The sequence below is a fragment of the Mycobacterium gordonae genome (assembly GCF_017086405.1).
Classification (GTDB): domain Bacteria; phylum Actinomycetota; class Actinomycetes; order Mycobacteriales; family Mycobacteriaceae; genus Mycobacterium; species Mycobacterium gordonae_D.
The window spans coordinates 1,076,244-1,099,714 of sequence record NZ_CP070973.1; the positions used below are offsets into that span (position 1 = coordinate 1,076,244).

General features: G+C 66.6%; 24 protein-coding genes. 18 read left to right on the plus strand and 6 right to left on the minus strand.

The features are described from left to right. Window positions 1–15 precede the first annotated feature (15 nt). From JX552_RS04625 to JX552_RS04660, 8 genes are all read left to right on the plus strand, one after another. Window positions 16–858, plus strand: coding sequence for a sugar phosphate isomerase/epimerase family protein (locus JX552_RS04625; protein WP_205876305.1), 843 nt, complete (start codon window positions 16–18; stop codon window positions 856–858). Between the two features lies 1 nt (window position 859). Continuing rightward, window positions 860–1,693, plus strand: a complete 834-nt coding sequence (locus JX552_RS04630; RefSeq protein ID WP_205876306.1) for a thioesterase family protein — start codon at window positions 860–862, stop codon at window positions 1,691–1,693. Between the two features lie 31 nt (window positions 1,694–1,724). Beyond that, complete coding sequence (gene proC / locus JX552_RS04635) at window positions 1,725–2,603, plus strand: pyrroline-5-carboxylate reductase (RefSeq protein ID WP_205876307.1); 879 nt, start codon at window positions 1,725–1,727, stop codon at window positions 2,601–2,603. A gap of 140 nt (window positions 2,604–2,743) precedes the next feature. After that, window positions 2,744–2,995: a cell division/environmental response transcriptional regulator gene (locus JX552_RS04640; RefSeq protein ID WP_065044559.1), complete on the plus strand. Its 252-nt coding sequence runs from the start codon at window positions 2,744–2,746 to the stop codon at window positions 2,993–2,995. Between the two features lie 156 nt (window positions 2,996–3,151). Continuing rightward, window positions 3,152–3,253: a 30S ribosomal protein bS22 gene (locus JX552_RS04645; RefSeq protein ID WP_003402602.1), complete on the plus strand. Its 102-nt coding sequence runs from the start codon at window positions 3,152–3,154 to the stop codon at window positions 3,251–3,253. A 67-nt stretch (window positions 3,254–3,320) separates the two neighbouring features. Further along, window positions 3,321–4,454 (plus strand): SDR family oxidoreductase, encoded by a 1,134-nt coding sequence (locus JX552_RS04650; RefSeq protein WP_205876308.1) that lies wholly within the window; start codon window positions 3,321–3,323, stop codon window positions 4,452–4,454. Window positions 4,455–4,459: 5 nt separating this feature from the next. Continuing rightward, window positions 4,460–5,542 carry a lysophospholipid acyltransferase family protein gene (locus tag JX552_RS04655; RefSeq protein WP_205878231.1) on the plus strand — a complete coding sequence of 361 codons (1,083 nt, stop codon included), beginning with the start codon at window positions 4,460–4,462 and terminating at the stop codon, window positions 5,540–5,542. Between the two features lie 304 nt (window positions 5,543–5,846). Then, window positions 5,847–7,139: an IS110 family RNA-guided transposase gene (locus JX552_RS04660; protein ID WP_205876309.1), complete on the plus strand. Its 1,293-nt coding sequence runs from the start codon at window positions 5,847–5,849 to the stop codon at window positions 7,137–7,139. A gap of 118 nt (window positions 7,140–7,257) precedes the next feature. Here JX552_RS04660 and JX552_RS04665 read toward each other — a convergent pair whose 3' ends face one another. From JX552_RS04665 to JX552_RS04675, 3 genes are read right to left on the minus strand one after another with little or no spacing between them, the layout of a single operon-like run. Continuing rightward, on the minus strand, window positions 7,258–8,169 hold the full coding sequence (locus JX552_RS04665; protein WP_205876310.1) for a cyclopropane mycolic acid synthase family methyltransferase: 912 nt from the start codon (window positions 8,167–8,169) through the stop codon (window positions 7,258–7,260). A gap of 20 nt (window positions 8,170–8,189) precedes the next feature. Further along, window positions 8,190–8,693 carry an FAS1-like dehydratase domain-containing protein gene (locus JX552_RS04670; protein WP_205876311.1) on the minus strand — a complete coding sequence of 168 codons (504 nt, stop codon included), beginning with the start codon at window positions 8,691–8,693 and terminating at the stop codon, window positions 8,190–8,192. Window positions 8,694–8,737: 44 nt separating this feature from the next. Further along, window positions 8,738–9,631 carry an HAD family hydrolase gene (locus JX552_RS04675; protein ID WP_205876312.1) on the minus strand — a complete coding sequence of 298 codons (894 nt, stop codon included), beginning with the start codon at window positions 9,629–9,631 and terminating at the stop codon, window positions 8,738–8,740. An 84-nt stretch (window positions 9,632–9,715) separates the two neighbouring features. Between JX552_RS04675 and JX552_RS04680 the strand changes: the two genes are divergently transcribed. From JX552_RS04680 to JX552_RS04710, 7 genes are all read left to right on the plus strand, one after another. Beyond that, complete coding sequence (locus JX552_RS04680; RefSeq protein WP_205876313.1) at window positions 9,716–9,994, plus strand: glutaredoxin family protein; 279 nt, start codon at window positions 9,716–9,718, stop codon at window positions 9,992–9,994. A gap of 94 nt (window positions 9,995–10,088) precedes the next feature. After that, a complete protein-coding gene (locus JX552_RS04685; RefSeq protein WP_205876314.1) occupies window positions 10,089–11,450 on the plus strand; it encodes a glutamyl-tRNA reductase in 1,362 nt (453 codons plus the stop codon). A gap of 13 nt (window positions 11,451–11,463) precedes the next feature. Then, window positions 11,464–12,411 (plus strand): hydroxymethylbilane synthase, encoded by a 948-nt coding sequence (gene hemC / locus JX552_RS04690; RefSeq protein ID WP_205878233.1) that lies wholly within the window; start codon window positions 11,464–11,466, stop codon window positions 12,409–12,411. A gap of 22 nt (window positions 12,412–12,433) precedes the next feature. Beyond that, entirely contained in the window at window positions 12,434–14,098 is a 1,665-nt protein-coding gene (locus tag JX552_RS04695; protein WP_205876315.1) for a bifunctional uroporphyrinogen-III C-methyltransferase/uroporphyrinogen-III synthase, read from the plus strand. Between the two features lie 91 nt (window positions 14,099–14,189). Beyond that, window positions 14,190–15,170 carry a porphobilinogen synthase gene (gene hemB, locus JX552_RS04700; protein ID WP_205876316.1) on the plus strand — a complete coding sequence of 327 codons (981 nt, stop codon included), beginning with the start codon at window positions 14,190–14,192 and terminating at the stop codon, window positions 15,168–15,170. Between the two features lie 11 nt (window positions 15,171–15,181). Further along, window positions 15,182–15,736: a DUF3093 domain-containing protein gene (locus JX552_RS04705; protein WP_205878235.1), complete on the plus strand. Its 555-nt coding sequence runs from the start codon at window positions 15,182–15,184 to the stop codon at window positions 15,734–15,736. Then, a complete protein-coding gene (locus tag JX552_RS04710; RefSeq protein ID WP_205876317.1) occupies window positions 15,733–15,975 on the plus strand; it encodes a hypothetical protein in 243 nt (80 codons plus the stop codon). Before JX552_RS04705 ends, JX552_RS04710 begins: the two co-directional genes overlap by 4 nt. On the opposite strand, the gene JX552_RS04715 is transcribed toward JX552_RS04710, so the two are convergent. Continuing rightward, entirely contained in the window at window positions 15,959–16,390 is a 432-nt protein-coding gene (locus tag JX552_RS04715) for an STAS domain-containing protein (RefSeq protein WP_205876318.1), read from the minus strand. The genes JX552_RS04710 and JX552_RS04715 overlap by 17 nt on opposite strands. Window positions 16,391–16,634: 244 nt before the next feature. Here JX552_RS04715 and JX552_RS04720 point away from each other — a divergent pair, with 244 nt between their 5' ends. Both JX552_RS04720 and JX552_RS04725 read left to right on the plus strand, forming a co-directional pair. Beyond that, a complete protein-coding gene (locus JX552_RS04720) occupies window positions 16,635–17,864 on the plus strand; it encodes an acyltransferase family protein (RefSeq protein WP_205878236.1) in 1,230 nt (409 codons plus the stop codon). 108 nt (window positions 17,865–17,972) lie between these two features. Next, the gene (locus JX552_RS04725) at window positions 17,973–18,668 is read left to right on the plus strand and encodes an Rv0518 family GDSL lipase (RefSeq protein ID WP_205878238.1); all 696 of its coding nucleotides are present in this window, start codon (window positions 17,973–17,975) and stop codon (window positions 18,666–18,668) included. Between the two features lie 256 nt (window positions 18,669–18,924). On the opposite strand, the gene JX552_RS04730 is transcribed toward JX552_RS04725, so the two are convergent. After that, a complete protein-coding gene (locus JX552_RS04730; RefSeq protein WP_205876319.1) occupies window positions 18,925–21,066 on the minus strand; it encodes an acyltransferase family protein in 2,142 nt (713 codons plus the stop codon). Between the two features lie 3 nt (window positions 21,067–21,069). Continuing rightward, window positions 21,070–21,897, minus strand: coding sequence for an alpha/beta hydrolase (locus JX552_RS04735; protein WP_241011079.1), 828 nt, complete (start codon window positions 21,895–21,897; stop codon window positions 21,070–21,072). Between the two features lie 145 nt (window positions 21,898–22,042). Between JX552_RS04735 and JX552_RS04740 the strand changes: the two genes are divergently transcribed. Continuing rightward, a complete protein-coding gene (locus tag JX552_RS04740) occupies window positions 22,043–23,449 on the plus strand; it encodes an amino acid permease (protein ID WP_205876321.1) in 1,407 nt (468 codons plus the stop codon). The last annotated feature ends 22 nt before the right edge of the window (window positions 23,450–23,471 follow it).

The following is a 23,471-nucleotide window of genomic DNA, read 5'->3' on the forward strand; positions in this document are numbered from 1 at the left end:
CGCTCCAGACACACAGTGCGCCCAGCAATCAAAGTCGGCTTGTCGACGGCCTCGGTCTACCCCCTGCGAACCGAGGCCGCGTTCGAGTACGCGGCCAGACTCGGCTACGACGGCGTCGAGTTGATGGTGTGGGGGGAGTCGGTCAGCCAGGACATCGATGCCATCGGGCGGCTGTCACGGCGCTACGGCGTGCCGGTGCTGTCGGTGCACGCGCCCTGCCTGCTGATCTCGCAGCGGGTGTGGGGCGCCAATCCGATCGTGAAACTGGACCGCAGCGTCCGCGCCGCCGAACAACTGGGCGCTCAGACCGTCGTCGTGCACCCGCCGTTTCGGTGGCAGCGGCGCTATGCCGAGGGATTCCGCGAACAGGTCAAGTCCCTGGAAGAGTCCAGCAGCGTCATGGTCGCGGTGGAGAACATGTTCCCATTCCGCGCCGACCGATTCTTCGGCAGTGATCAGAGCCGCGAACGGATGCGCCGGCGCGGCGGCGGCCCCGGCCCGGCGATCTCGGCTTTCGCGCCGTCCTACGACCCGCTGGACGGCGACCACGCCCACTACACGCTGGACCTCTCGCACACCTCTACGGCTGGCACCGACTCACTGGAGATGGCGCGGCGGATGGGCTCGGGGCTGACTCATCTGCACCTGTGTGACGGCAGCGGCCTGCCCGCCGATGAACACCTGGTGCCCGGCCGGGGCACCCAGCCGACGGCCGAGGTGTGTCAGATGCTGGCCGCGAGTGACTTCACCGGTCACGTGGTGCTGGAAGTGTCCACCTCGGGAGCACGGTCGGCCGCTGAACGCGAAGCCATGCTGGTCGAGTCGTTGCAGTTCGCCCGAACCCACCTGCTGCGGTGATATGAGCGCATTGTTCACCGCGGCCATGGCGCTGCGCGAAGTGGGCGCCGGCCCGGACGGTCCGGTGTTCGAGGGCGAGCTGACCGAGCACTGGACGATCGGCACCAAGGTCCACGGCGGCGTGATGGTGGCGTTGTGCGCCAAAGCTGCCCGAATGGCCTTCGGCGCAGACACGCTGCAGCCGGTCGCGGTGTCCGCGAACTTCCTGTCCGCGCCCGATCCGGGTCCGCTGCGGCTGGTCACCGCGATTCGCAAGCGCGGCCGCCGGATCAGCGTGGCCGACGTCGAGCTGGTCCAGGGCGAGCGCACCGCGGTGCATGCGGTGGTCACGCTGGGCGAGCCCGAACATCATCTGCCAGGCAAGAGCGAGCCGCTGTTGTCAGCGAACCCGGTCCTGGACCTGATGGCGCCAGAACCGCCCGACGATGTGGAGCCGATCGGGACCGGGCACCCGCTGGCCGGTCTGGTGCACCTGGGTGCCGGTTGCGATATCCGCCCGCTGGTGTCCACGATGCAGCCGTCAACCGATGGGCGTCCGCCGTTGATGCAGATGTGGGCGCGTCCACGGGGAGTTGCCCCCGACGGGCTGTTCGCCCTGCTGTGCGGTGACCTGTCGGCGCCGGTGACCTTCGCCGTGGACCGCACCGGCTGGGCGCCGACCGTCCAATACACCGCCTTCCTGCGGTCGCTGCCCGTCGACGGGTGGTTGCGGGTGATCTGCACGTGCGTCGAGATCGGTCAGGACTGGTTCGACGAGGACCATACGGTCGTGGACTCCGCGGGGCGCATCGTGGTGCAGTCCCGCCAGCTGGCCCTGGTCCCGCCTGCCCGGTAGGGCGGCCGCTGTGTCTGGAATGCTTTCCGGCATGGCAAGAATCGCGATCATCGGCGGCGGCAGCATCGGTGAGGCACTGTTGTCCGGCCTGCTGCGGGCAGGCCGGCAGGTCAAAGACCTGGTGGTGGCCGAACGGATGCCGGACCGGTCCAAGTACCTGTCGAACACCTACGGCGTGCTGGTGGTGACGTCGGTCAAGGAGGCGGCCGAGAATGCCACGTTCGTCGTCGTCGCGGTCAAGCCGGCCGACGTCGAGGCGGTGATCGACGACCTCGCCGACGCGGCGGCCGCGGCCGAGCACGACAGTGCCGAGCAGGTCTTCGTGACGGTGGCGGCGGGCATCACCATCACCTATTTCGAGTCCAAGCTGCCGGCCGGGACGCCGGTCATCCGGGCGATGCCCAATGCGGCGGCGCTGGTCGGGGCCGGGGTGACCGCCCTGGCTAAGGGCCGGTTCGTCAGCGCCGCGCAACTGGAAGAGGTGTCCGCACTGTTCGACGCCGTCGGCGGGGTGCTCACCGTTTCCGAGCAGCACCTAGACGCGGTGACGGCGGTGTCCGGCTCCGGCCCAGCGTACTTCTTCCTCCTGGTCGAGGCATTGGTGGACGCCGGCGTCGCGGTGGGGTTGAGTCGTCAGGTTGCCACGGATCTGGCGGCGCAGACCATGGCTGGGTCGGCGGCGATGCTGCTGGAACGAATGGACGAAGGCCGCCGGCCCGCCGATGGCGAGCCGATCGGTCTGCGGGTCGACACCTCGCCGGCGCAGCTGCGGGCGTCGGTCACTTCACCCGGCGGCACCACCGCGGCCGGGTTGCAGGCGCTGGAACGAGGCGGATTTCGGGTGGCGGTAGACGCCGCCGTGCAGGCCGCGAAAAACCGTTCTGAGCAGCTGAGAATTACATCGGAATAATTCAAGAAATTTCGACTGATTGTCTCTCACCAGTACCAGTAACCCCACTAGTCCCGCTATTCTCCTCTTTGTATGCCCGTGTGGGTGCCAGCGGAGGGGAAGCCGCTGGCATTGCGCGGGCCTGACACGATTGGGTTGCGATGACGTCAACGAATGGGCCGTCGGCACGGGATTCTGCAGGTAAGGCGGCCGGTTCGGCCGACGCCGCGCAATCCCGGACACAATTCCTCACCGTCGCCGAGGTGGCGGCGCTGATGCGGGTGTCGAAGATGACGGTGTACCGGTTGGTGCACAACGGTGAGCTGCCCGCGGTTCGGGTCGGCCGGTCCTTCCGGGTCCACGCCAAGGCGGTCCACGACATGCTGGAGACGTCGTACTTCGACGCCGGCTAGGCGATCTTCGCACGGCGTAGGACGCTGCGGTTTTGCCCGCTTTACCAGATGCGGTGAGCCCTGGGCATCCGGCCGGTTTGGTGTTGCAGGCCCCGGGTTCGGTAAGGTGGCTTGGTCCTTTTGGGGTCTTAGACGGCCGGTGAGATAGCGGAGTTCATGGGTTCAGTAATCAAGAAGCGGCGCAAGCGTATGTCGAAGAAGAAGCACCGCAAGCTGCTACGTCGCACTCGGGTGCAGCGCAGAAAACTTGGCAAGTAAGTTCTGCCCGCGGGTACCGTCACCCGTCCGTAACGCCTCCGTTTCCCCTCGTCGCTAGGCTGTCAAGGTGGATTCGTCGAACGGCCAGGACGGTGGTGGAACCGGCGGCCAGCAGCCAAACGCTGACACGGTGCACTACCCGAAGGTGGTGTTGGTCACCGGCGCATGCCGATTCCTGGGCGGATACCTGACCGCTCGGCTGGTGCAGAACCCGCTCATCAACCGTGTCATCGCGGTCGATGCGATAGCGCCGAGCAAAGACATGTTGCGCCGGATGGGCCGCGCCGAGTTCGTCCGCGCCGACATCCGAAATCCCTTCATCGCGAAGGTGATTCGAAACGGAGACGTCGACACGGTGGTGCACGCGGCGGCGGCCTCGTACGCGCCGCGATCGGGTGGCACGGCCGCGTTGAAGGAACTCAACGTGATGGGCGCGATGCAGCTGTTCGCCGCGTGTCAGAAGGCGCCGTCGGTACGCCGGGTGGTGTTGAAGTCGACGTCGGAGGTGTACGGGTCGAGCCCGCACGACCCGGTCATGTTCACCGAGGACAGCAGCAGCCGCCGACCCTTCCGCGAGGGGTTTGCCAAGGACAGCCTCGACATCGAGGGTTACGTGCGGGGTTTGGGCCGGCGCCGGCCCGACATCGCGGTGACCATCCTGCGGTTGGCCAACATGATCGGCCCGGCCATGGACACCTCACTGTCGCGGTATCTCGCGGGGCCTTTGGTGCCAACCATGTTCGGCCGCGACGCTCGGCTGCAACTGCTGCACGAGCAGGACGCGCTGGGCGCGCTGGAGCGCGCCGCGATGGCCGGTAGGGCCGGCACCTTCAACATCGGCGCGGACGGAATCATCATGTTGTCCCAGGCGATTCGTCGGGCCGGCCGAATTCCCTTGCCAGTACCGGGATTCGGCGTGTGGGCCCTCGATTCGCTGCGGCGCGCGAACCGCTACAACGAGATCAGTCGCGACCAATTCGCGTACCTGAGTTACGGCCGTGTGATGGACACCACCAGGATGCGTTCAGAGCTCGGATACCAGCCGAAATGGTCGACGGCAGACGCGTTCGACGACTACATGCGCGGCCGCAGCTTGACTCCCATTATCGACCCGCATCGGGTACGCTCCTGGGAGGGTCGTGCCATAGCGGTGGCGCAGCGCTGGGGTAGCCGAAATCCCATGCCGTGGGCGGGGTCGTAGATAAGATTTGGGTAAACAACGTGGCGGGTGAAACCAGAGCGAATGTTATTCCACTGCACAGCAATCGGGGTCGCGTAGCGGCAAGACGCCGTGCAGATCAGCGAACCGACGCATCGCGACAGCACCCCTCGCTGCTAACCGACCCCAGTGGCCGCGCATCGGCCGAAGAGATCGCTGCCGTCGTCCGCGAGATCGACGAGCACCGCCGCGCGGCCGGAGGGGTTTCCGCCGGCGAACCACCGCTGAACGATCTTGCCCAGCGCGTCGCCGCCGTGGCCGGGTTCTTCCGCCAACGGCTGATCGGTGATTACAGCGTCGACGAATTCGGGTTCGATCCGCACTTCAACGACGCGATCGTGCGGCCTTTGCTGAGATTTTTCTTCAACTCCTGGTTCCGGGTCGAAGTCAGCGGCATCGAGAACATCCCGAGCGACGGCGCGGCGCTGGTCGTCGCCAACCACGCCGGGGTGCTTCCGTTCGACGGTTTGATGCTGTCGGTGGCCGTGCACGACGAACACCCGGCGCAACGCGACCTGCGTCTGCTCGCCGCCGATATGGTGTTCGACCTGCCGGTGATCTCGTCGGCCGCGCGTAAAGCCGGTCACACCATGGCCTGCACGGCCGACGCGCACCGGTTACTCGCGTCCGGCGAACTCACCGCGGTGTTCCCGGAGGGCTACAAGGGGCTGGGCAAGCGCTTCGAGGACCGCTACCGGTTGCAGCGGTTCGGGCGCGGTGGCTTCGTCTCGGCGGCGTTGCGCACCAAGGCCCCGATCGTGCCGTGCTCGATCATCGGCTCGGAAGAGATCTACCCGATGCTGACCGATGTGAAGTTGCTGGCGCGCTTGTTCGGTCTGCCGTACTTCCCGGTGACGCCGCTGTTCCCGCTGGCCGGCCCCGCGGGTCTGGTGCCGCTGCCGTCCAAGTGGCGGATCGCGTTCGGTGAGCCCATTCAGACCGCCGATTACGCGCCCAGCGACGCCGAGGATCCGATGGTCACCTTCGAGTTGACCGACCAGGTGCGCGAGACGATCCAGCAGACGCTGTACCGGCTGCTCGCCGGCCGTCGCAACATTTTCTTCGGCTGAGTCCGCGAGCAGCTATCTGGGGGGCTGCGCCCCGCGGTGGAGGATGAAAATTAGTGCGGCGCGTTCGGCCTGGTGAGGTGGTTGCGCAGCGAGTCGGGCGGGTCGACCCTTGAGGGGTGTTTCGGTTGACCCCGTTGCGTCTGTGTTGCTCTGAGCACGCCGAGCAGCTTGGGGCTGGAGAGCACCCCTGTGTTGGTTGCGGGGGCGGTGGATTGTTGCCTGTGAGCACGCGAGAGAGACTCCTGTTTTGTTTTCGCTCTCCCCGAAACACCCTTGATAGCACGTGTTTTGGAGGTGAGTAATCATGGAAGTCGTTTATGCGCGGTGCGCGGCCCTCGACGTTTCCAAGAAGGACGCCAAGGCATGTATCCGTGTTCAGGGGCAGGGCCGACGGGCGACGTCGACGACGGTGACCACGTGGGGCTCGATGACCAACGAGATCCTGGCGTTGCGCGAGCATCTGGTGGCCGAGCACGTTGAGTGTGTGGTGATCGAGTCCACCTCGGACTACTGGAAACCGTTTTACTACCTGCTCGAAGAGCAGTTGAACGTGACCCTGGTCAACGCCAAAGCGGCACGCAACGTCCCCGGCCGCAAGACCGATGTCTCCGACGCGGCGTGGCTGGCCGATCTGGGAGCCCATGGGCTGTTGCGCGCATCGTTCGTGCCGCCACCGCCGATTCGGGTGTTGCGCGACCTGACCCGGGCGCGCACCGTGATTACCCGCGAGCGCACCAAAGAGATCCAGCGGCTCGAAAAGCTACTGGAAGACACTGGGATCAAACTCTCCGCGGTGGCCTCAGAGATCATCGGCGTCTCGGGGCGGGCGATGCTCGAAGCGCTGTGTGCCGGCCAGCGCGATCCGGCGACGCTCGCCGATCTAGCCAAAGGGACCCTGCGCAAGAAGATCCCGCAGCTCACCGACGCGCTGCGTGGGCGATTCACCGACCATCACGCGTTTATGGTGCGGTTATACCTTGACCGCCTCGATGCCCACGACGCCGACCTCGCCCGTCTTGATGAGCGCATCGAGGAGGTGATCGAACCTTTTTGCGCGACCCGGGAACTGCTGATGAGTATCCCGGGGTGGTCTGAGCTGGTCGCCACTGTGTTCATCGCCGAAACCGGCGGCGATATGAGCGTGTTTCCCACCGCCGGGCATTTGGCGTCCTGGGCCGGGGTGGTGCCGGGCTGTAACGAATCCGCGGGCCGGGTCAAATCGGCGTCCATCCTGCCCGGTAACCGTCACCTCAAAGCCGCACTTGGTGTTGCGGCCCTGTCGGCGGCCCGCAGCAACGACACCTACTACAGCGTCCGCTACCGACGTATCGCCGGCACTCACCGACCCCTACCCAAGCGCCATAACCAGAACAAACCCAAGCGCCGCTCATCAACCGGCCAGATCGCTTTGGTTGCCCTCGAACACAAGATGCTCACCGACGCCTACAACATGCTGATCAATGGCGCCTTCTACCAGGATCCAGGACCCGACTACTACACCCGGCACAACCCTGGGCAGACCAAAGCCAAAGCAATCAAGCAACTGGAGAATCTTGGCTACAACGTCATTCTCGAACCGCTCACCGGAGCTGCCTAACACCGGCACCCCAATCACGCACCAACTTTGGGTCACCACATTTTCGAGAGAGACGGAAAAGCCCCGGATTTCGAACCGAAACCGGGGCTTTTGCGCCTGCTCGCGCAGCGATGTCCTGTTACTTCACCAGGGTGAACTGACAGACGTTGGTGTAGCCGTCGCGGAACAGGTCCGAGCAGCCACGCAGGTACTTCATGAAGGTCTCGTACTCCTGCTCGCCCTTGAGCTCAATGGCCTTCTCCTTGTGCGCTTCCAGGGCGTCGGCCCAGGTGTTCAAGGTGGGGACGTAGTTCTTGCCGATGAAGTGGTGGCGCTCGATCTTGAAACCGGCCTCGGTCGAGTAGCGGTCGACCTGCTCGACCTGGGGCAGCTTACCGCCGGGGTAAATCTCCCTCAGGATGAAGCTGATGAAGCGCAGCAGGGTCATCGTGGTCTTCAGCCCCATCGCCTTACCCTCTTCGGCGGTCGGCACCACGATGGAGTGCAGCAACATCCGCCCGTCGTCGGGCAGCAGGCTGTAGTACTTCTTGAAGAAGGTGGCGTAGCGCTCGTACCCGGCGTCGCCGGCGCCGTCGGCAAAGTGTTCGAAGGCTCCCAGCGAGACGATCCGGTCGACCGGCTCGTCGAACAGCTCCCAGCCCTGCAGGCGCACCTCTTTGCGGCGTGGACTGTCCATCTCGTCGAACTTCTGCTGGCAGTGGGCGAGTTGGTTCTCGCTGAGGGTCAGCCCGATGACGTTCACGTCGTAGTGCTCGACGGCGTGCCGCATCGTCGAACCCCAGCCACTGCCGATGTCGAGCAGCGTCATGCCGGGCTCGAGGTTCAGCTTGTCCAGCGCCAGCTTGCGCTTGGCGAACTGTGCCTCTTCGAGCGTCTTGGTCTGTGGCTCATCGATGTTCGGGTTCTCATCGAAGTAGGCGCAGCTGTAGGTCATCGACGGGTCGAGCCAGAGCTTGAAGAATTCGTTGGAACGGTCGTAGTGCGACTGCACCGCCTCGACCGGCGGCTGCAGCTGGGTGCCTTCTGTCATTGATCCGACGCTACCGGCCGCTATCCGATGGATGCAATTGCAGCCACCGTGGCCTCGGCCTCGGCGTCGTGCTGCGCCGCTTCGCCCAACATGGTGACGACGCTGGTGATCACGGGCTTTCCTTCGCCGTCGGTCACTTCGCTGCGTATTTCGGCCAGCACCGTGCCGTGGGACTGGATCACCGAGTCGAGATAGGTGTCGAAGTGCAACTCATCACCGACCACGATCGGGCGGTGGAACTTGAACTTCTGGTCGCGGTGCATGACTCGGGCGATGTTGATCGGGATGCTGAATTTGGTGAAAATCTCCAGCTGAACGCGCCGACCGGCGATGGCCAGGAATGTGAGTGGGGCCGGCAGCTTGTCGTAGCCGGCCGCTGCGGCGACGGCTTCGCTGTGATGAATCGGGTTCTCGTCTTTGACCGAAAGGGCGAACTCACGGACCTTTTCGCGTCCGACCACGAAGTAGTCTTCCTGCCGGTAGTGCTTACCGATGATTCCTTCGGCCCCCTGGGGAACAGTCATGCCGCCGCTTTCCGATCGAAGAGTTAGCTCAGCGGCGCAGCTTATCAGCGTGATTGGCGCCGGGATGCCAGAGCCGCCAGCGCGCCGCCGGCCGCCCCCAGCGCCAGGGCGGACGGCACCCCGATGCGCGCGGCCTTGCGTGCGGTGCGGAAGTCGCGAATTTCCCAGCCCCGCTCGCGGGCCAGGCTGCGCAGGCGGGCGTCCGGGTTGATCGCGACCGCGGTGCCCACCAGGGACAGCATGGGCACGTCGTTGTAACTGTCGGAATATGCGGTGCAGCGCTTGAGGTTGAGTCCCTCCCGGATCGCCAGCGAACGCACCGCATGTGCCTTGCCGGTCCCGTGCAAGATGTCGCCCACCAGCCTGCCGGTGAAGATCCCGTCGACCGATTCGGCCACGGTGCCCAGGGCGCCGGTCAGGCCGAGCCGGCGCGCGATGGTTGCCGCCAGCTCGTATGGGGTGGCGGTGATCAGCCACACCTGCTGGCCGGCGTCGAGATGCATCTGGGTGAGTTCGCGGGTGCCGGGCCAGATCTTGTCGGCGATGATCTCGTCGTAGATTTCGTCGCCGAGTCGCACCAGTTCATCGACCGACCGGCCCTCGATGAAGGCCAGCGCCTTGCGCCGGCCGGCGGCGACATCCTGGCTGTTCTCCTTGCCGAGCACCTGGAACTTGGCCTGCGCGTAGACGAATCCGAGCACGTCCCGGTAGGTGAAGTAGTCCCGGGCGGCCAGCCCCCGGCCGAAGTGCACTGCCGACGAACCCTGCACCAACGTGTTGTCCACATCGAAGAAGGCGGCGGCGGTCAGATCGACGGGCGGCTGCGGACGTTCGGTTTCGGAATCTGCACGCAGCCCCTCCAGCGCCCGTTCGGCACTGGCGTTGGCGGCCAAGGCCTCCAGATCGACGCGACCGCTCACATATTCAGAGGAAGCCATGCCAAACCTCCCAAGTCGCTGCACGCTGTCGAGCCGATACCAACCCTATCCGCCCGAGGCGGGGCGAATGCGACACTGGTGGCCATGGTCACGTCCGCCCGCCGATCGCAGGTGCAACTGCTGACTCGCGCCGGTTGCGCGATCTGTGACCGGATGCACGCGCAGCTGGCCGAACTGGCCGAAGAACTCGGCTTCGACCTGCTCAGCACGGACGTCGACGCCGCCGCGCAGGCCGGAAAGCCCGAGCTGAGGGCCGAATTCGGCGATCGGCTGCCGGTGGTGCTGCTCGACGGCCGAGAGCACAGCTACTGGGAGGTCGACGAACCCCGATTGCGGGCTGACCTCGCCGTCCGGCGGTCGTGAGCGCCGGATATTTGGTGGGCCACCTGACAAGCGTCTACCGTAGGTAGTAGTTCACTTTCCAACGCTGCAAGGGAGCGGGCCAGGTGATGCTGCCGTGAGCATCCTGCTCTTCGGGGTTTCGCACCGCAGTGCGCCGGTCTCTGTGCTGGAACAACTCAGTATCGACGAGTTCGATCAGACCAAGATCGTCGACTCGGTGCTGCAGTCGCCGCTGGTAAGCGAGGCCATGGTGCTCTCGACGTGCAACCGCGTCGAGGTCTATGCCGTCGTCGAGGCGTTTCACGGCGGGCTGTCGGTGATCGGGCAGGTGCTGGCCGAGTATTCGGGGTTGCCGATGGGCGACCTGACCAAGCATGCCTACGTCCGCTACAGCGAGGCCGCCGTCGAGCATCTGTTCGCCGTGGCCAGCGGGCTGGACTCGGCGGTGGTCGGCGAACAGCAGGTGTTGGGGCAGGTGCGCCGCGCCTATGCCTCGGCCGAAGCCAACAGCGCAGTCGGGAGAGTGCTGCACGAACTGGCCCAGCGCGCGCTGTCGGTGGGTAAGCGGGTGCACTCCGAAACCGCGATCGACGCCGCCGGCGCCTCGGTGGTGTCGGTGGCCCTCGGCATCGCCGAACGCAAGCTGGGCACCCTCGCCGGCAAGACCGCCGCCGTGGTCGGCGCCGGATCGATGGGTGCCCTCGCGGCGTCCCACCTCACCCGGGCCGGCATCGGCCGGGTGCACGTGCTGAACCGGTCGTTGGCCCGGGCCGCGCGGCTGGCGGACCGGATCGAGGCATCGGGCATACCGGCCGAGGCGCTGACGCTCGATCGGCTGACCCACGCGCTGGGCGACGCCGATGTGGTGGTCAGCTGCACCGGGGCGGTCAGCCCGGTGGTGTCACTGGCCGACGTCCATCACGCCCTGGTCAACGCCCGTCGCGACGAGGCCGAGGAGCCTCTGGTCATCTGCGATCTCGGCATGCCCCGCGACGTCGACCCCGCGGTGGCCGGACTCCCCGGTGTGCTGGTGGTCGACGTGGACCGGGTGCAACACGAACCGTCGGCCCACGCGGCGGCCGCCGACGTCGACGCGGCCCGCCACATCGTCGCCGCCGAGGTCGCGGCGTATCTGACCGGGCAGCGGATGGCCGAGGTCACCCCGACGGTCACCGCTCTGCGTCAGCGGGCCGCCGACGTCGTCGAGGCCGAGTTGCTGCGCCTGGACAACCGGCTGCCCGGGCTGGCCACCGCCGAGCGCGAAGAGGTGGCCCGCACGGTGCGACGGGTGGTGGACAAGCTGCTGCACGCACCCACCGTGCGGATCAAGCAGCTGGCCAGTGCGCCCGGCGGCGACAGCTACGCAGAGGCGCTGCGCGAGCTGTTCGAACTGGAACAGACCGCTGTCGACGCTGTCGCCACAGCTGGCGAACTGCAAGTTCTGGCAACGGAATTCGACAATCCTTCGGCCGAGTGACCGATTGGCACACGTGATCCGGATAGGCACTCGGGGCAGCCTGCTGGCCACCACCCAGGCCGCGACCGTCAGGGACGCTTTGATCGCCAGCGGCCATCCCGCCGAGTTGGTGACGATCAGCACAGCCGGCGACCGATCGTCGGCGCCGATCGAAGAGTTGGGTGTGGGGGTTTTCACCACCGCGCTGCGCGAGGCGATGGAGCAGGGTCACGTCGATGCCGCCGTGCACTCGCACAAGGATTTGCCGACCGCGCCCGACCCCCGGTTCACCATTGCCGCCATACCGCCACGCAACGACCCCCGTGACGCACTGGTGGCCCGTGACGGGCTGGTGCTGGGAGAGTTGCCGGCCGGTTCGCTGGTCGGCACCTCCTCGCCACGGCGGGCCGCACAGCTTAGAGCATTGGGTCTCGGTTTGGAAATCCGCCCCCTACGAGGCAACCTAGATACCAGGTTGAACAGGGTGAGTAGTGGTGATCTTGACGCCGTCGTGGTGGCCCGGGCCGGGTTGGCCCGACTGGGTCGTCTCGACGACGTCACCGAGACGCTAGAGCCGGTGCAGATGTTGCCAGCACCAGCTCAGGGTGCTCTCGCCGTCGAGTGCCGATCCGACGACAGTCGTTTGGCGGCTGTGTTGGCGGCACTGGACGACGCCGACACACGTGCGGCGGTCACCGCGGAGCGTGCCCTGCTCGCCGAACTGGAGGCCGGTTGCTCGGCACCGGTGGGCGCGATCGCGGAAGTGGTCGAGTCCATCGATGAGGAGGGGCGGGTCTTCGAAGAGCTGTCGCTGCGCGGCTGCGTGGCGGCACTCGACGGATCCGATGTGATCCGCGCGTCCGGAATCGGCACCTCCGATCGGGCACGGGAGTTGGGCCTCTCGGTTGCCGCGGAGTTGTTCGAACTGGGCGCCGCAGAGTTGATGTGGGGAGCGCGGGAAGACCCCGCGCGAGGGAGTTGAAAGAGACTTGGGAGCGACAACGATGACGCGAGGGCGTAAGCCGACACCGGGCCGCATCACTTTTGTGGGCTCCGGTCCAGGCGACCCCGGTCTACTGACCACTCGGGCTGCCACGGTGCTGGCGAACGCAGCCCTGGTGTTCACCGACCCCGATGTGCCCGAGGCGGTGCTGGCGCTGATCGGCAGGGACCTGCCGCCGGTGTCCGGCCCGGCGCCCGCCGAGACGACGCCGGCCAGCTCCGATGCCGCCGCCGGTTCGTCGAGCCCGGAAACCGTCGCCGCGGTGATCTCCGAAGGACCCGACATCCGTCCCGCGCTCGGCGATCCCGCCGAGGTCGCCAAGACGCTGACGACCGAGGCCCGCTCGGGCGTCGACGTCGTCCGGCTGGTGGCCGGTGACCCGTTGTCGGTGGACGCGGTGATCACCGAGGTGAACGCCGTCGCCCGCGCGCACCTGCATGTGGAGATCGTGCCCGGCCTGGCCGCGACCAGCGCCGTCCCGACCTACGCCGGGTTGCCGCTGGGTTCCTCGCACACCGTCGCCGACGTCCGTGGTGACGTGGATTGGGAGGCGCTGGCCGCCGCCCCCGGTCCGCTGATCCTGCAGGCCACGGCGTCGCATCTGGCCGACGCCGCACGCACCCTGATCGACCACGAGCTGTCCGACGGCACGCCGTGTGTGGTGACCGCGCAGGGCACCACCTGCCAGCAGCGATCGGTCGAGACCACGCTGCAGGGACTGACCGACCCGGCCGTGCTGGGCGGCGGGACGGACCCGGCCGGTCCGTTGACCGGACCGCTGGTGGTGACCATCGGCAAGACGGTGGCCAGCCGGGCGAAGCTGAACTGGTGGGAGAGCCGGGCGCTATACGGCTGGACGGTGCTGGTGCCGCGCACCAAGGACCAGGCCGGTGAGATGAGCGAGCGGCTGACGTCCTACGGCGCGCTGCCCATCGAGGTGCCGACCATCGCCGTCGAGCCGCCGCGCAGTCCCGCGCAGATGGAGCGCGCGGTCAAGGGGTTGGTGGACGGCCGCTTCCAATGGGTGGTGTTCACCTCCACCAACGCCGTGCGCGCGGTGTGGGAGAAGTTCGGCGAATTCGGTCTGGACGCCCGCGCGTTCTCCGGAGTCAAGATCGCCTGCGTCGGCGAGTCGACGGCAGACCGGGTTCGTGCCTTCGGCATCAGCCCCGAACTGGTGCCGTCGGGTGAACAGTCCTCAATGGGGCTGCTGGACGAATTCCCGCCCTACGACAGCATTTTCGACCCGGTGAACCGGGTGCTGCTGCCGCGCGCGGACATCGCGACCGAGACCCTGGCCGAGGGACTGCGCGAGCGTGGCTGGGAGATCGAGGACGTCACCGCCTACCGCACCGTGCGGGCCGCTCCGCCGCCGGCGTCCACCCGGGAGATGATCAAGACGGGTGGCTTCGACGCGGTGTGCTTCACCTCCAGCTCCACCGTGCGCAACCTGGTCGGCATCGCCGGCAAGCCGCACGCGCGGACCATCATCGCCTGCATCGGCCCCAAGACCGCGGAGACCGCAGCCGAATTCGGCCTGCGGGTCGACGTCCAGCCGGAGACCGCCGCGGTGGGTCCGCTGGTCGACGCGCTGGCCGAACACGCGGCCCGGTTGCGCGCCGAAGGCGCCCTGCCGCCGCCGCGCAAGAAGAGCCGCAGACGGTGACCCACTGTGCGTTGACTCTGCGTCAGTGGCGCAACCGCCCGAGTGGTCTCCGTCCTCAACGCAGAGTCAACGTAGGCGGCTAGGAGACAACGTGGCGTACCCCCGGCAGCGACCGCGCCGGCTCCGTTCCGCCCCGGCTCTGCGCCGGCTGGTGGCGCAAACATCCTTGGAGCCAAGGCATTTGGTGCTGCCGATGTTCGTCGCCGACGGTATCGGCGAACCACGGGCGATATCGTCGATGCCGGGCGTGGTGCAACACACCCGCGACTCGTTGCGCAGTGCGGCCGCCGATGCGGTGGCCGCCGGAGTCGGTGGGCTGATGCTCTTCGGTGTGCCGCGTGAGCAGGACAAGGACCCGGTTGGTTCGGCAGGCACCGATCCCGACGGCATCCTGAACGTGGCGGTGCGAGATCTGGCCAAGGATCTCGGCGACGCGACCGTCCTGATGGCCGACACCTGTCTGGATGAGTTCACCGACCACGGGCACTGCGGTGTTCTTGACGGGCGCGGCCGGGTAGACAACGACACCACGTTGCACCGATATGTGGAACTGGCGGTGGCGCAAGCGGAATCGGGCGCACACGTGGTGGGTCCCAGCGGCATGATGGACGGTCAGGTGGGCGCGATCCGGGACGGGCTGGACGCGGCGGGCCACTCCGACGTCGCAATCCTCGCGTATGCCGCCAAGTTCGCCTCGGCGTTCTACGGTCCGTTTCGGGAGGCCGTGGCCTCGAGCCTGTGTGGCGACCGGCGCACCTATCAGCAGGAGCCGGGCAACGCCCGGGAGGCACTCCGCGAGGTCCAACTGGACCTCGATGAAGGCGCCGACATCGTGATGGTGAAACCGGCATTGGGCTACCTGGACGTGCTGGCGGCGGCCGCTGACATCTCGCCGGTTCCGGTGGCGGCCTACCAAGTTTCGGGGGAGTACGCGATGATTTGTGCGGCGGCTGCCAATAATTGGATCGACGAACGTGCTGCGGCGCTGGAGTCGTTGACCAGTATTCGACGAGCGGGGGCTGATTTCGTGCTGACGTACTGGGCCGCCGACGCGGCGAGGTGGCTCGCGTGACGGAGGCTCAGATGGGCTCACCACCACCCCGGGAGAAGCCGCTGTTTTACGAACCCGGTGCCAGCTGGTACTGGGTGTTGGCGGGACCGCTGTCGGCGGCGTCGCTGATCTACATCCAGCACGTCAACCACGTCCCGATTTCCTTCTTGGTTCCCTCCGTATTCCTGGTGTTGGTGTCGGCGTTCGTGGCGCTGCAGGTCAAGGCGGCGCGGATTCACACTTCGGTCGAATTGACCGAGGATGCGCTGCGCCAGGGCACCGAGACGATCCTGGTGCGCGAGATCGTGAAAGTATTCCCCGAAGCCGAGAACTCGGTGAAGTCCGACAAGCCGCTGGCCAAGTGGCAGTCGGCGCGGGCGTTGGGCGAGTTGGTGGGCGTGCCGCGCGGCCGGTACGGGATCGGCCTGAAGTTGAGCGGCGGCCGCACCGCGCAGGCCTGGGCGCGTCGGCACCGCCATCTGCGGGACGCGCTGACCCCGCTGGTGGAGCGGCGGATGGGTCCGTATGTCGCCGAAGTCGCCGACGAACTGGACCCCCACGACGACGACAACGAGTCGATCCTGTGACCGCCCGCGCAACGGTGGAGTTGGCGTTGGCAGCCGCTGCCCTGGTGGCAACGGGTGTCAGCTGGTTGCAGACGCGCTCGACGATTGCGGTGGCACCGGTGGCCGACGGGCAGCCGGCCACCATGTCGGTGGTCTACGACCCGCAGCAATGGGTGCTGACGCTGTTGTTGGCGACAGTTGCCGGAATTCTCGCCGTGCTCGGCGTGATTCGGCTATGGCGGTCTAAGCGGACTTCTTGACCAGTGGCAGGACCAGCTGGCGACGCCAGTTGATGCCGTCGGCGAGGTAGCGCAGCGCCTCGTGAACAGAACCGGTCACCGGATACGCCGTCTCGGCGGGGTCGCCCAGCAGCATGCCGACGACGGGGTTGGTGACGATCATCCACTCCACACCGGCGGCGCGGCATTCCTCGTCGAGCACGCACAACAGCCCCATTCCGGCCGACGAGAAATGGGTGATCGCGCTCAGATCGAGTACCACCGGGTTGTCGCTGAGCACGAAGCGCCGAATGTGCTCGCCGATCTGGTCGACATTGACGGCATCGATCTCGCCGGCGATGGTGACCACGGTGGCCAGGTGGCGGCAGTGCGCCCGAATCTGGGCGCCGTTACACTCGGCGGTGCTTGAAACGCGTCCTGTGATCGCGGTAGTCATCAAAGAGCCCCATTTCCCCGTGGTGCATACCTCTTGTGCAAGACCCAAAACCCTGCACCCTAAAGTGCCCGCTAAACATAAGGGGACCGGTAGCCACGACTAACTCTTTGCTAAGAAGCGGCTCGTCGACCGCCCCCGACGGTCCCGCTGTTAGGCTGCCGGTTGCTAGTCGGGGGGCAGGTTGACGCGACAAAGAGCAGTGAGCAAGAGTCCAGGCGGAAAGAACCTCGTGCGCAGCGTAGAGATGAAGGCCGAGATCCGCGGGGAGATCAGGGCCCTGACCGGTCTGCGCATTGTCGCGGCGCTGTGGGTGGTGTTGTTCCACTTCCGCCCGATGCTGACGGATGCGTCGCCCGAGTTTCGCGAGAACCTGGCGCCGGTGCTCAATTGCGGTGCCCAGGGCGTCGACCTGTTCTTCATCCTCAGCGGCTTCGTGCTGACCTGGAACTACCTCGACCGCATGGGAGGGGAATGGTCGACGCGGGCCACCGTGCATTTCCTGTGGCTGCGGCTGGCGAGGGTGTGGCCGGTGTACCTGCTCACCATGCACCTGGCCGCCCTGATCGTGATCCTCAGCCTGCACGTCGGGCACGTGCCGTTACCTGAGGTCAGGGACCTCACCGCGATCAGCTACGTGCGCCAGGTGCTGCTGGTCCAGTTGTGGTTCGAGCCGTTCTTCGACAACACCTCCTGGGACGGGCCGGCGTGGTCGATCAGCGCGGAATGGTTGGCCTACCTGCTGTTCGGCGTGATCGTGCTGGTGGTGCTGCGGCTGGAGCGGACGACCCGGGCGCGCACCCTGATGGTGCTGGCCTTCGCAGCCTGCCTGCCGCCGGTGGTGTTGTTACTGGCCAGCGGTTATTTCTACACGCCGTGGAGCTGGCTGCCCCGCATCGTCACCCAGTTCGTCGCCGGCGCGCTGGCGTGTGCCGCAGTGCGCAGGTTGCGCCTGAGCACCCGGGCCCGGCATGTCGCCGGATACCTGTCGCTGCTGCTCGTGGTCGCGATGGTGGGCATCCTCTACTGGTTCGACGCACATCCGATCAGCGGCGTCGTGGACAGCGGTGGTGTCGTCGACGTGCTGTTCGTGCCGCTGGTGATCACGCTCGCGATCGGTCTGGGCAGCCTGCCGTGGGTGCTGTCGACGCGTGTGATGGTGTACGGCGGGGAGATCTCGTTCTGTCTGTACATGGTTCACGAGCTGGTGCATACGGGGTGGGGATGGGCGGTGCTGCAATTCGAGCTCACGCCGCAGGACAACCCCTGGAAATGGAATGTCATCGGGCTGGTCGTGATCGCGCTGCTGCTGTCGAGCCTGATGTACCACTTCGTCGAAGAGCCGGCCCGTCGCTGGATGCGCAGGATGATCGGCGCCAGGGCCGCGCCGGCTGGCACCCAGCCCGATGACTCGCCCATCACCAAACGGCATCCGATCGACGGGGCGCTTTCCGAGGTTGCCTCGCGGGCGGGGTGAGGGGGCGCCCCGAACTATCGGGGCCGCAAGCGAGTTGACCGCTGGTTCGGCTGGGACCCTCGTACGATTCGTGTAGACCCGTTCCAGGCGTTTGCAGTGGAGGTCGCAGTGACTCGGCTGGGCACCGTCGCCGTCAGCGTCGCCGTGCTGGTGGCGGTGGCCTCGGCATGGCTGGTCGATCCTGTCCGAGAGCGGCCGTACCGGTCCCTGACGTTGGACCTGCGGCTCAAACCGGTTGCCGTGATCGGTGATTCGTACACCACAGGCACCAACGAGGGCGGACTGGGACCGAACTCGTGGACCGCGCGAACCTGGCGGACGCTCACCGCACCCGGCCTGCGGATCGCCAGCGACGTGGCCGCCGAGGGCAGAGCCGGGTACGGAGCTGTCGGCGACCACGGCAGCATCTTCCAGGATCTGACCGCCAGGGTGGTCAAACCCGAGGACGTGCTGGTGGTGTTCTTCGGATCCCGCAACGACCAGGATGTCGACCCCGTCTTGCTGGCCCAGCGCGTACACGCCACGTTCGCTCTGGCCCGTCGGTTGGCGCCGTCGGCGCGGTTCCTGGTGATCGGACCGCCGTGGCCGACCGCCGAGGTACCGGTACCGATTCTGGTGATTCGCGACGTGCTGGCCGGAGCCGCGTGGGCCGCGGGAGCGGACTTCGTGGACCCGATCGGCGACCGCTGGTTCGTGGATCGGCCGGATCTGATCGGATCCGACGGGGTACATCCCAACGATGCGGGGCATGAGTACCTGGCGGAGAAGATGGTGCCGCTCATTCGCTGGCAATTGTCTCGGTAAGTCGAGGTGAGACGCCGAGCGCTCGCCGCTGGAACGTATTCAGTTGCGCCGCCGCGGCTTCAGTCTTCCGCGTGCCTCTCGTAATCCCAACGTTCAAGGCGCGCTTGCAATTGCACCAGACCAAGCCCGGCGACCGGCGCGGCTGCGGAGAGCAGCACCAACAGCATCGGACTCATTTCAAAACCTCCAAAACCCTTCTATTGGTATCACGTTCGGGGTCATCGCATGGTTCATTCGCAGATATTCCCCTGGAGTGTCATTCATTTGTTATGGCCCGATCGGCCAGCGCGCCGACGACCGGGGACAGCAGTCGCGCGTACTCGGTGGTGATGTGGTTGTCGTCGCGGAACACCAGGGTGTCCCCGACGACCAGTGGGCAGCGCTGCGGGTCGCAGAACAGGTCGGTCAAGTCCGCATAGGAGCCGCCGGCTGCGGTCGTCACCCGTTCTTCGGCGCCGACGCCGTCTGCGTTGACCGCCACCGAACGCTTCGGTGCGCACGCACCGGCGTCGTCCAGGTGGGCGGACAGGCATGTCGGCGCCGATGACTGCGGGTCGGCAACCGGACCCAGCACTAGAACTTTCGAGCCCATGCCGCGTAACTGGGCCACCACCGTGGCCAGGGCGTCGATCCACGCCGGATCGTAGGAGGCGAAGCTGAAGTCGGCGTGGTAGCGCCGGCTCATGCTCAAGATCACCAGTCGGGGTCGCTCGGCCGCGAGCCGGCCCACGATCTCCCCGCGCCACTGCTCGCACTCGGTGTAGTGACGACCCAGATAGGGGCTGACGATGGGGATGTCCAGAAACGGGCAGGTTACCTTGGCCATGGTCTCCAGTCGCCAGTGCCGCTGCTCGGCTACCTGCTGAAGGGCCGGGTCCCACATCGCCGCGTGGGAGTCGCCGATGAGCGCGACGGTGCTTGCGGTCGCCCCGTCCTCTTTTGAGTCCCCTTTCACCGAAGCGCATTCGCTCTGACCCACATCACGCCAGGACCGCATGCAGCCGTTGACGAACACCGCCGCCTTGTCGGCCGGCGCTGCGGCCAGTGGCGGATTGAGGTTGGACGGCACGGCGCGCTGACTCGCAGCCGCCGCAAGCATCTCGCGGGCTTGGGTGAACGCCTGCCGGACCGCCGCTTCCTGTGGACTGAGGTGTGGGTCGGGAGCGGGGGGCAACGCAACGATCTTCGCTTGCGGGGCGGCGGCGCCGTGTCCAACCGGGGCCGGTACGGCCGTCAGCAACACCGCGCACGCGCATGCCGCGACTGCGCTGGCGGCGCCGGCGACGGCCAGGCTCGCCTTCGCGGAACGGCGCAACGCCGCGGCGAACCGGCCGGGATTCTCGACGGCGTGCATGGTGATGACAGCCAATCCGGCGGACACGGTGGTCGCGGCCAGCCGGCCCGGCAGTCCGCCGGGGTCGCCGAGCAGCGGCGGCAGCAGCAGCAGGACCGGCCAGTGCCAGAGATACCAGGAGTAGGACACGCGGCCGATCGCCCGCATCGCCGGCGGGCACAGCACCCGTCCGACGCCCATGCCGCCGGTGACGCAACCGGCCCCGATAACCAGGGCGGTGCCCAGCACCGGAAGCAGCGCCGAGGTGCCGGGATAGGGCGTGTGAGGGCCCAGCTGGGTGCAGGTCAGCAGGATCAGCGTCAAGCCGCCCCAGCCCGCCACGGTCGCGGGCAACAGCGGCAGCCGTTTCCACTGCGTGATTGTCAGGGCGACCAGGCCGCCGGCGGCCAGTTCCCAGGCCCGGGTGGGTAGCGAGAAGAACGCCCAGGGTGGCGAGGTGTGGGTCCAGATCATCGCCGCTGCCAGTGATGCCGCGCCGACGACCGCCACGACCACCGCGTAGGGCAGGGTGTGTGTGGTGTCGCCACGGGTGACGCGTCGCGCCAACCACGCGGTGCCGATGATCAGCGCCGGCCACACCAGGTAGAACTGTTCCTCCACGCCCAGCGACCAGTAGTGCTGAAACGGCGAGGGCGGCAGGTCGGCGATCATGTAATCGGTGTTCTGGGCGGCGAATCGGTAGTTGCCGACGTAGAACATGCTGGCGATGCCGTCGATGAACACCCGCCGGGCCTGCAACGGCGGCAGCACGGCGGCCGCGGCGACCGCGGTGACGATGCCGACGGTGGCCGCGGCTGGCAGCAGGCGGCGCGCGCGTGCCGCGTAAAAGCGGCCCAGCGCAACGGTTTTGCTGCTCTGCACCTCACGCAGGAGCAGTCCGGTGATCAGGAAGCCGGAGATCACGAAGAAGACGTCGACGCCGATGTAGCCGCCGCCGATACCGGGAATGCCTGTGTGATAGAGCACGACGGCGATAACTGCGACGGCACGCAGCCCCTCGATGTCCGGGCGAAACGGGGGCTTGGGGAGGTCCGCCTGGGTCATCGGTTAGGTCGCCATCCAGGCCAGTTCGCCCGGTAGTTGGGCACGCCAGTAGTCGACGTCATGCCCGCCCGGGGAGAAGCTGCCGGCCGGTTTCTTCTTGAGCTGGCTCACGAATTGGCTGGAGGCGAAGAAGAAGCGGTCGCCGATGCCGCAGTCGACCCGGACGGGAATCGAGTTGAGCACCGGTAAGCCGAACACGGTGTTGCGGTTCCAGTCGTCGATGCTGTCGAATGCCCCGGGAGCGGTGCCGATATAGGACATGTACAGCGCCGGACTGATCGCGCAGATGCCGGCGGTACGCGCCGGTCCCAGCCGGGCGCCCAGGAGCAACGCACCGTAGCCGCCCATCGACCAGCCCAGGAATCCCACCCTCGAGGTGTCCATGCCCATCGACGTCAGCATCGGCAACAGCTCTTCGAGCACCATGGTGCCGGAGTCCTCGCCGTTGGCTCGCCGGTGCCAGTAGCTGCTGGCACCGCCGTCCACGCCGACCACGGCGAACGGTGGCTTGCCCTCGTTGACCAGGTGCGCGAGCGCATCCTCCACACCGCAGTCCAGCATCATGTTCGCGTCGCCGTCTTTGCCGTGCAACGCGATCACCGGTCGCAGCATCTTGGTCTGACCGGGCGGCATCGCGATCACCCAGTTGGTCTTGATGCCGCCACGGGCGGCGGAGACGAACGAGCCGGTGAGCTTGGTCGGCAACGTCTTGCCCGCGGTCGGCGGGTCGAACGGAGCCGGCGCCGTGGGCGCGGCCAGCGTGGTGAGCGGGTCGAGCAGAGCGCTCAGCGCCCAGCCGCCGGCCGCTGCGGCGCTGGCGCCGGCACCCATGCGCAGCACCGAGCGTCGGGTCAGGTCGGCCACGATGGTCAATAATGCCGCGCCGAGCGCGCATTGACGCCCCTGCCACGCCGTATCGCAAGACAGTCGTAACGACGGCGTGATCCTGAGCCGGCTCAGCTGCTAGCGTCCGGAGATGCGGGACGCCCGGGACGACCTGGACAACCAGGAAGACAACAACGCCACGCTGAAACAAGGACTTTCGCAGCGCCAGCTCAGCATGATCGCGATCGGTGGGGTGATCGGTGCCGGGTTGTTCGTCGGTTCCGGGGTGGTGATCTCCGAAACCGGTCCGGCCGCGTTCATGACCTACGCCATCTGCGGTCTGCTGATCGTCCTGGTGATGCGGATGCTGGGGGAGATGGCGGCGGCCAATCCGTCGACCGGGTCGTTCGCCGATTACGCCGCAACCGCGCTGGGCGGGTGGGCCGGATTCTCTGTCGGCTGGCTCTACTGGTACTTCTGGGTCATCGTAGTCGGGTTCGAAGCGGTCGCCGGCGGAAAGGTGCTGAATTACTGGTTTCCGGCACCGCTGTGGCTGTCCGCTCTGGGCCTGATGGTGTTGATGACGGCCACCAACCTGTTCTCGGTGTCGTCCTTCGGCGAGTTCGAATTCTGGTTCGCCGGAATCAAAGTCGCGACGATTGTGATCTTCCTGGGAGTGGGAACGGCATTCGTTTTCGGGCTGCTGCCCGGCGCTCGTCTGGATTTCTCCAACCTGACCGCCCATGGCGGCTTCTTTCCCAAGGGCGTCGCGGCCGTATTCGCCGCCATCGTGGTGGTGATCTTTTCGATGGTGGGAGCCGAAGTCGTCACCATCGCCGCGGCGGAAAGCCGCGATCCCGCGCGGGCGATCACCCGAGCGACGCGGTCGGTGGTCGCCCGCATCGTCATCTTCTTCGTCGGCTCCGTGCTGCTATTGGTCATCATCATGCCGTGGAACTCGGTGGAGCTCGGCGCCTCGCCCTATGTGGCGGCGCTGCGGCACATGGGTCTGCCCTGGGCCGATCAGATCATGAATGCGGTGGTGCTGACGGCGGTACTGTCTTGCCTGAACTCGGGCTTGTACACCGCATCTCGGATGCTGTTCGTGCTCGCCGGCCGTGGCGAGGCGCCGGCGCGATTGGTGCGGCTCAGCGGTCGCGGTGTGCCCGCGACCGCTATCGTCTGTTCTTCGGTGGTGGGCTTTCTGTGCGTGTTGATGGCCTGGCTGGCGCCCAACACCGTGTTCCTGTTTCTGCTCAACTCTTCCGGTGCGGTCATCCTGTTCGTCTACCTGCTGATCGCTGTCTCGCAGATCGTGTTGCGGCGCAGAGCATCGGCGGAGTCATTGCGGGTCAAGATGTGGCTGTTCCCGGTGTTGTCAGTGCTGACCGCGGTGGGAATCGTCGCGGTTCTTGTGCAGATGGGTTTCGACCGTTCCACCCGAAGTCAGCTGTGGCTGAGTCTGCTGTCCTGGGTTGTGGTGCTTGCCGTGTATTTCCTGGCACCGGTACGTGGACGTAATGCGTTGGTAAACAAACGAATCGAAGAGAGCGACTGAGTTTGGCGGTTTGGAGCGGCGG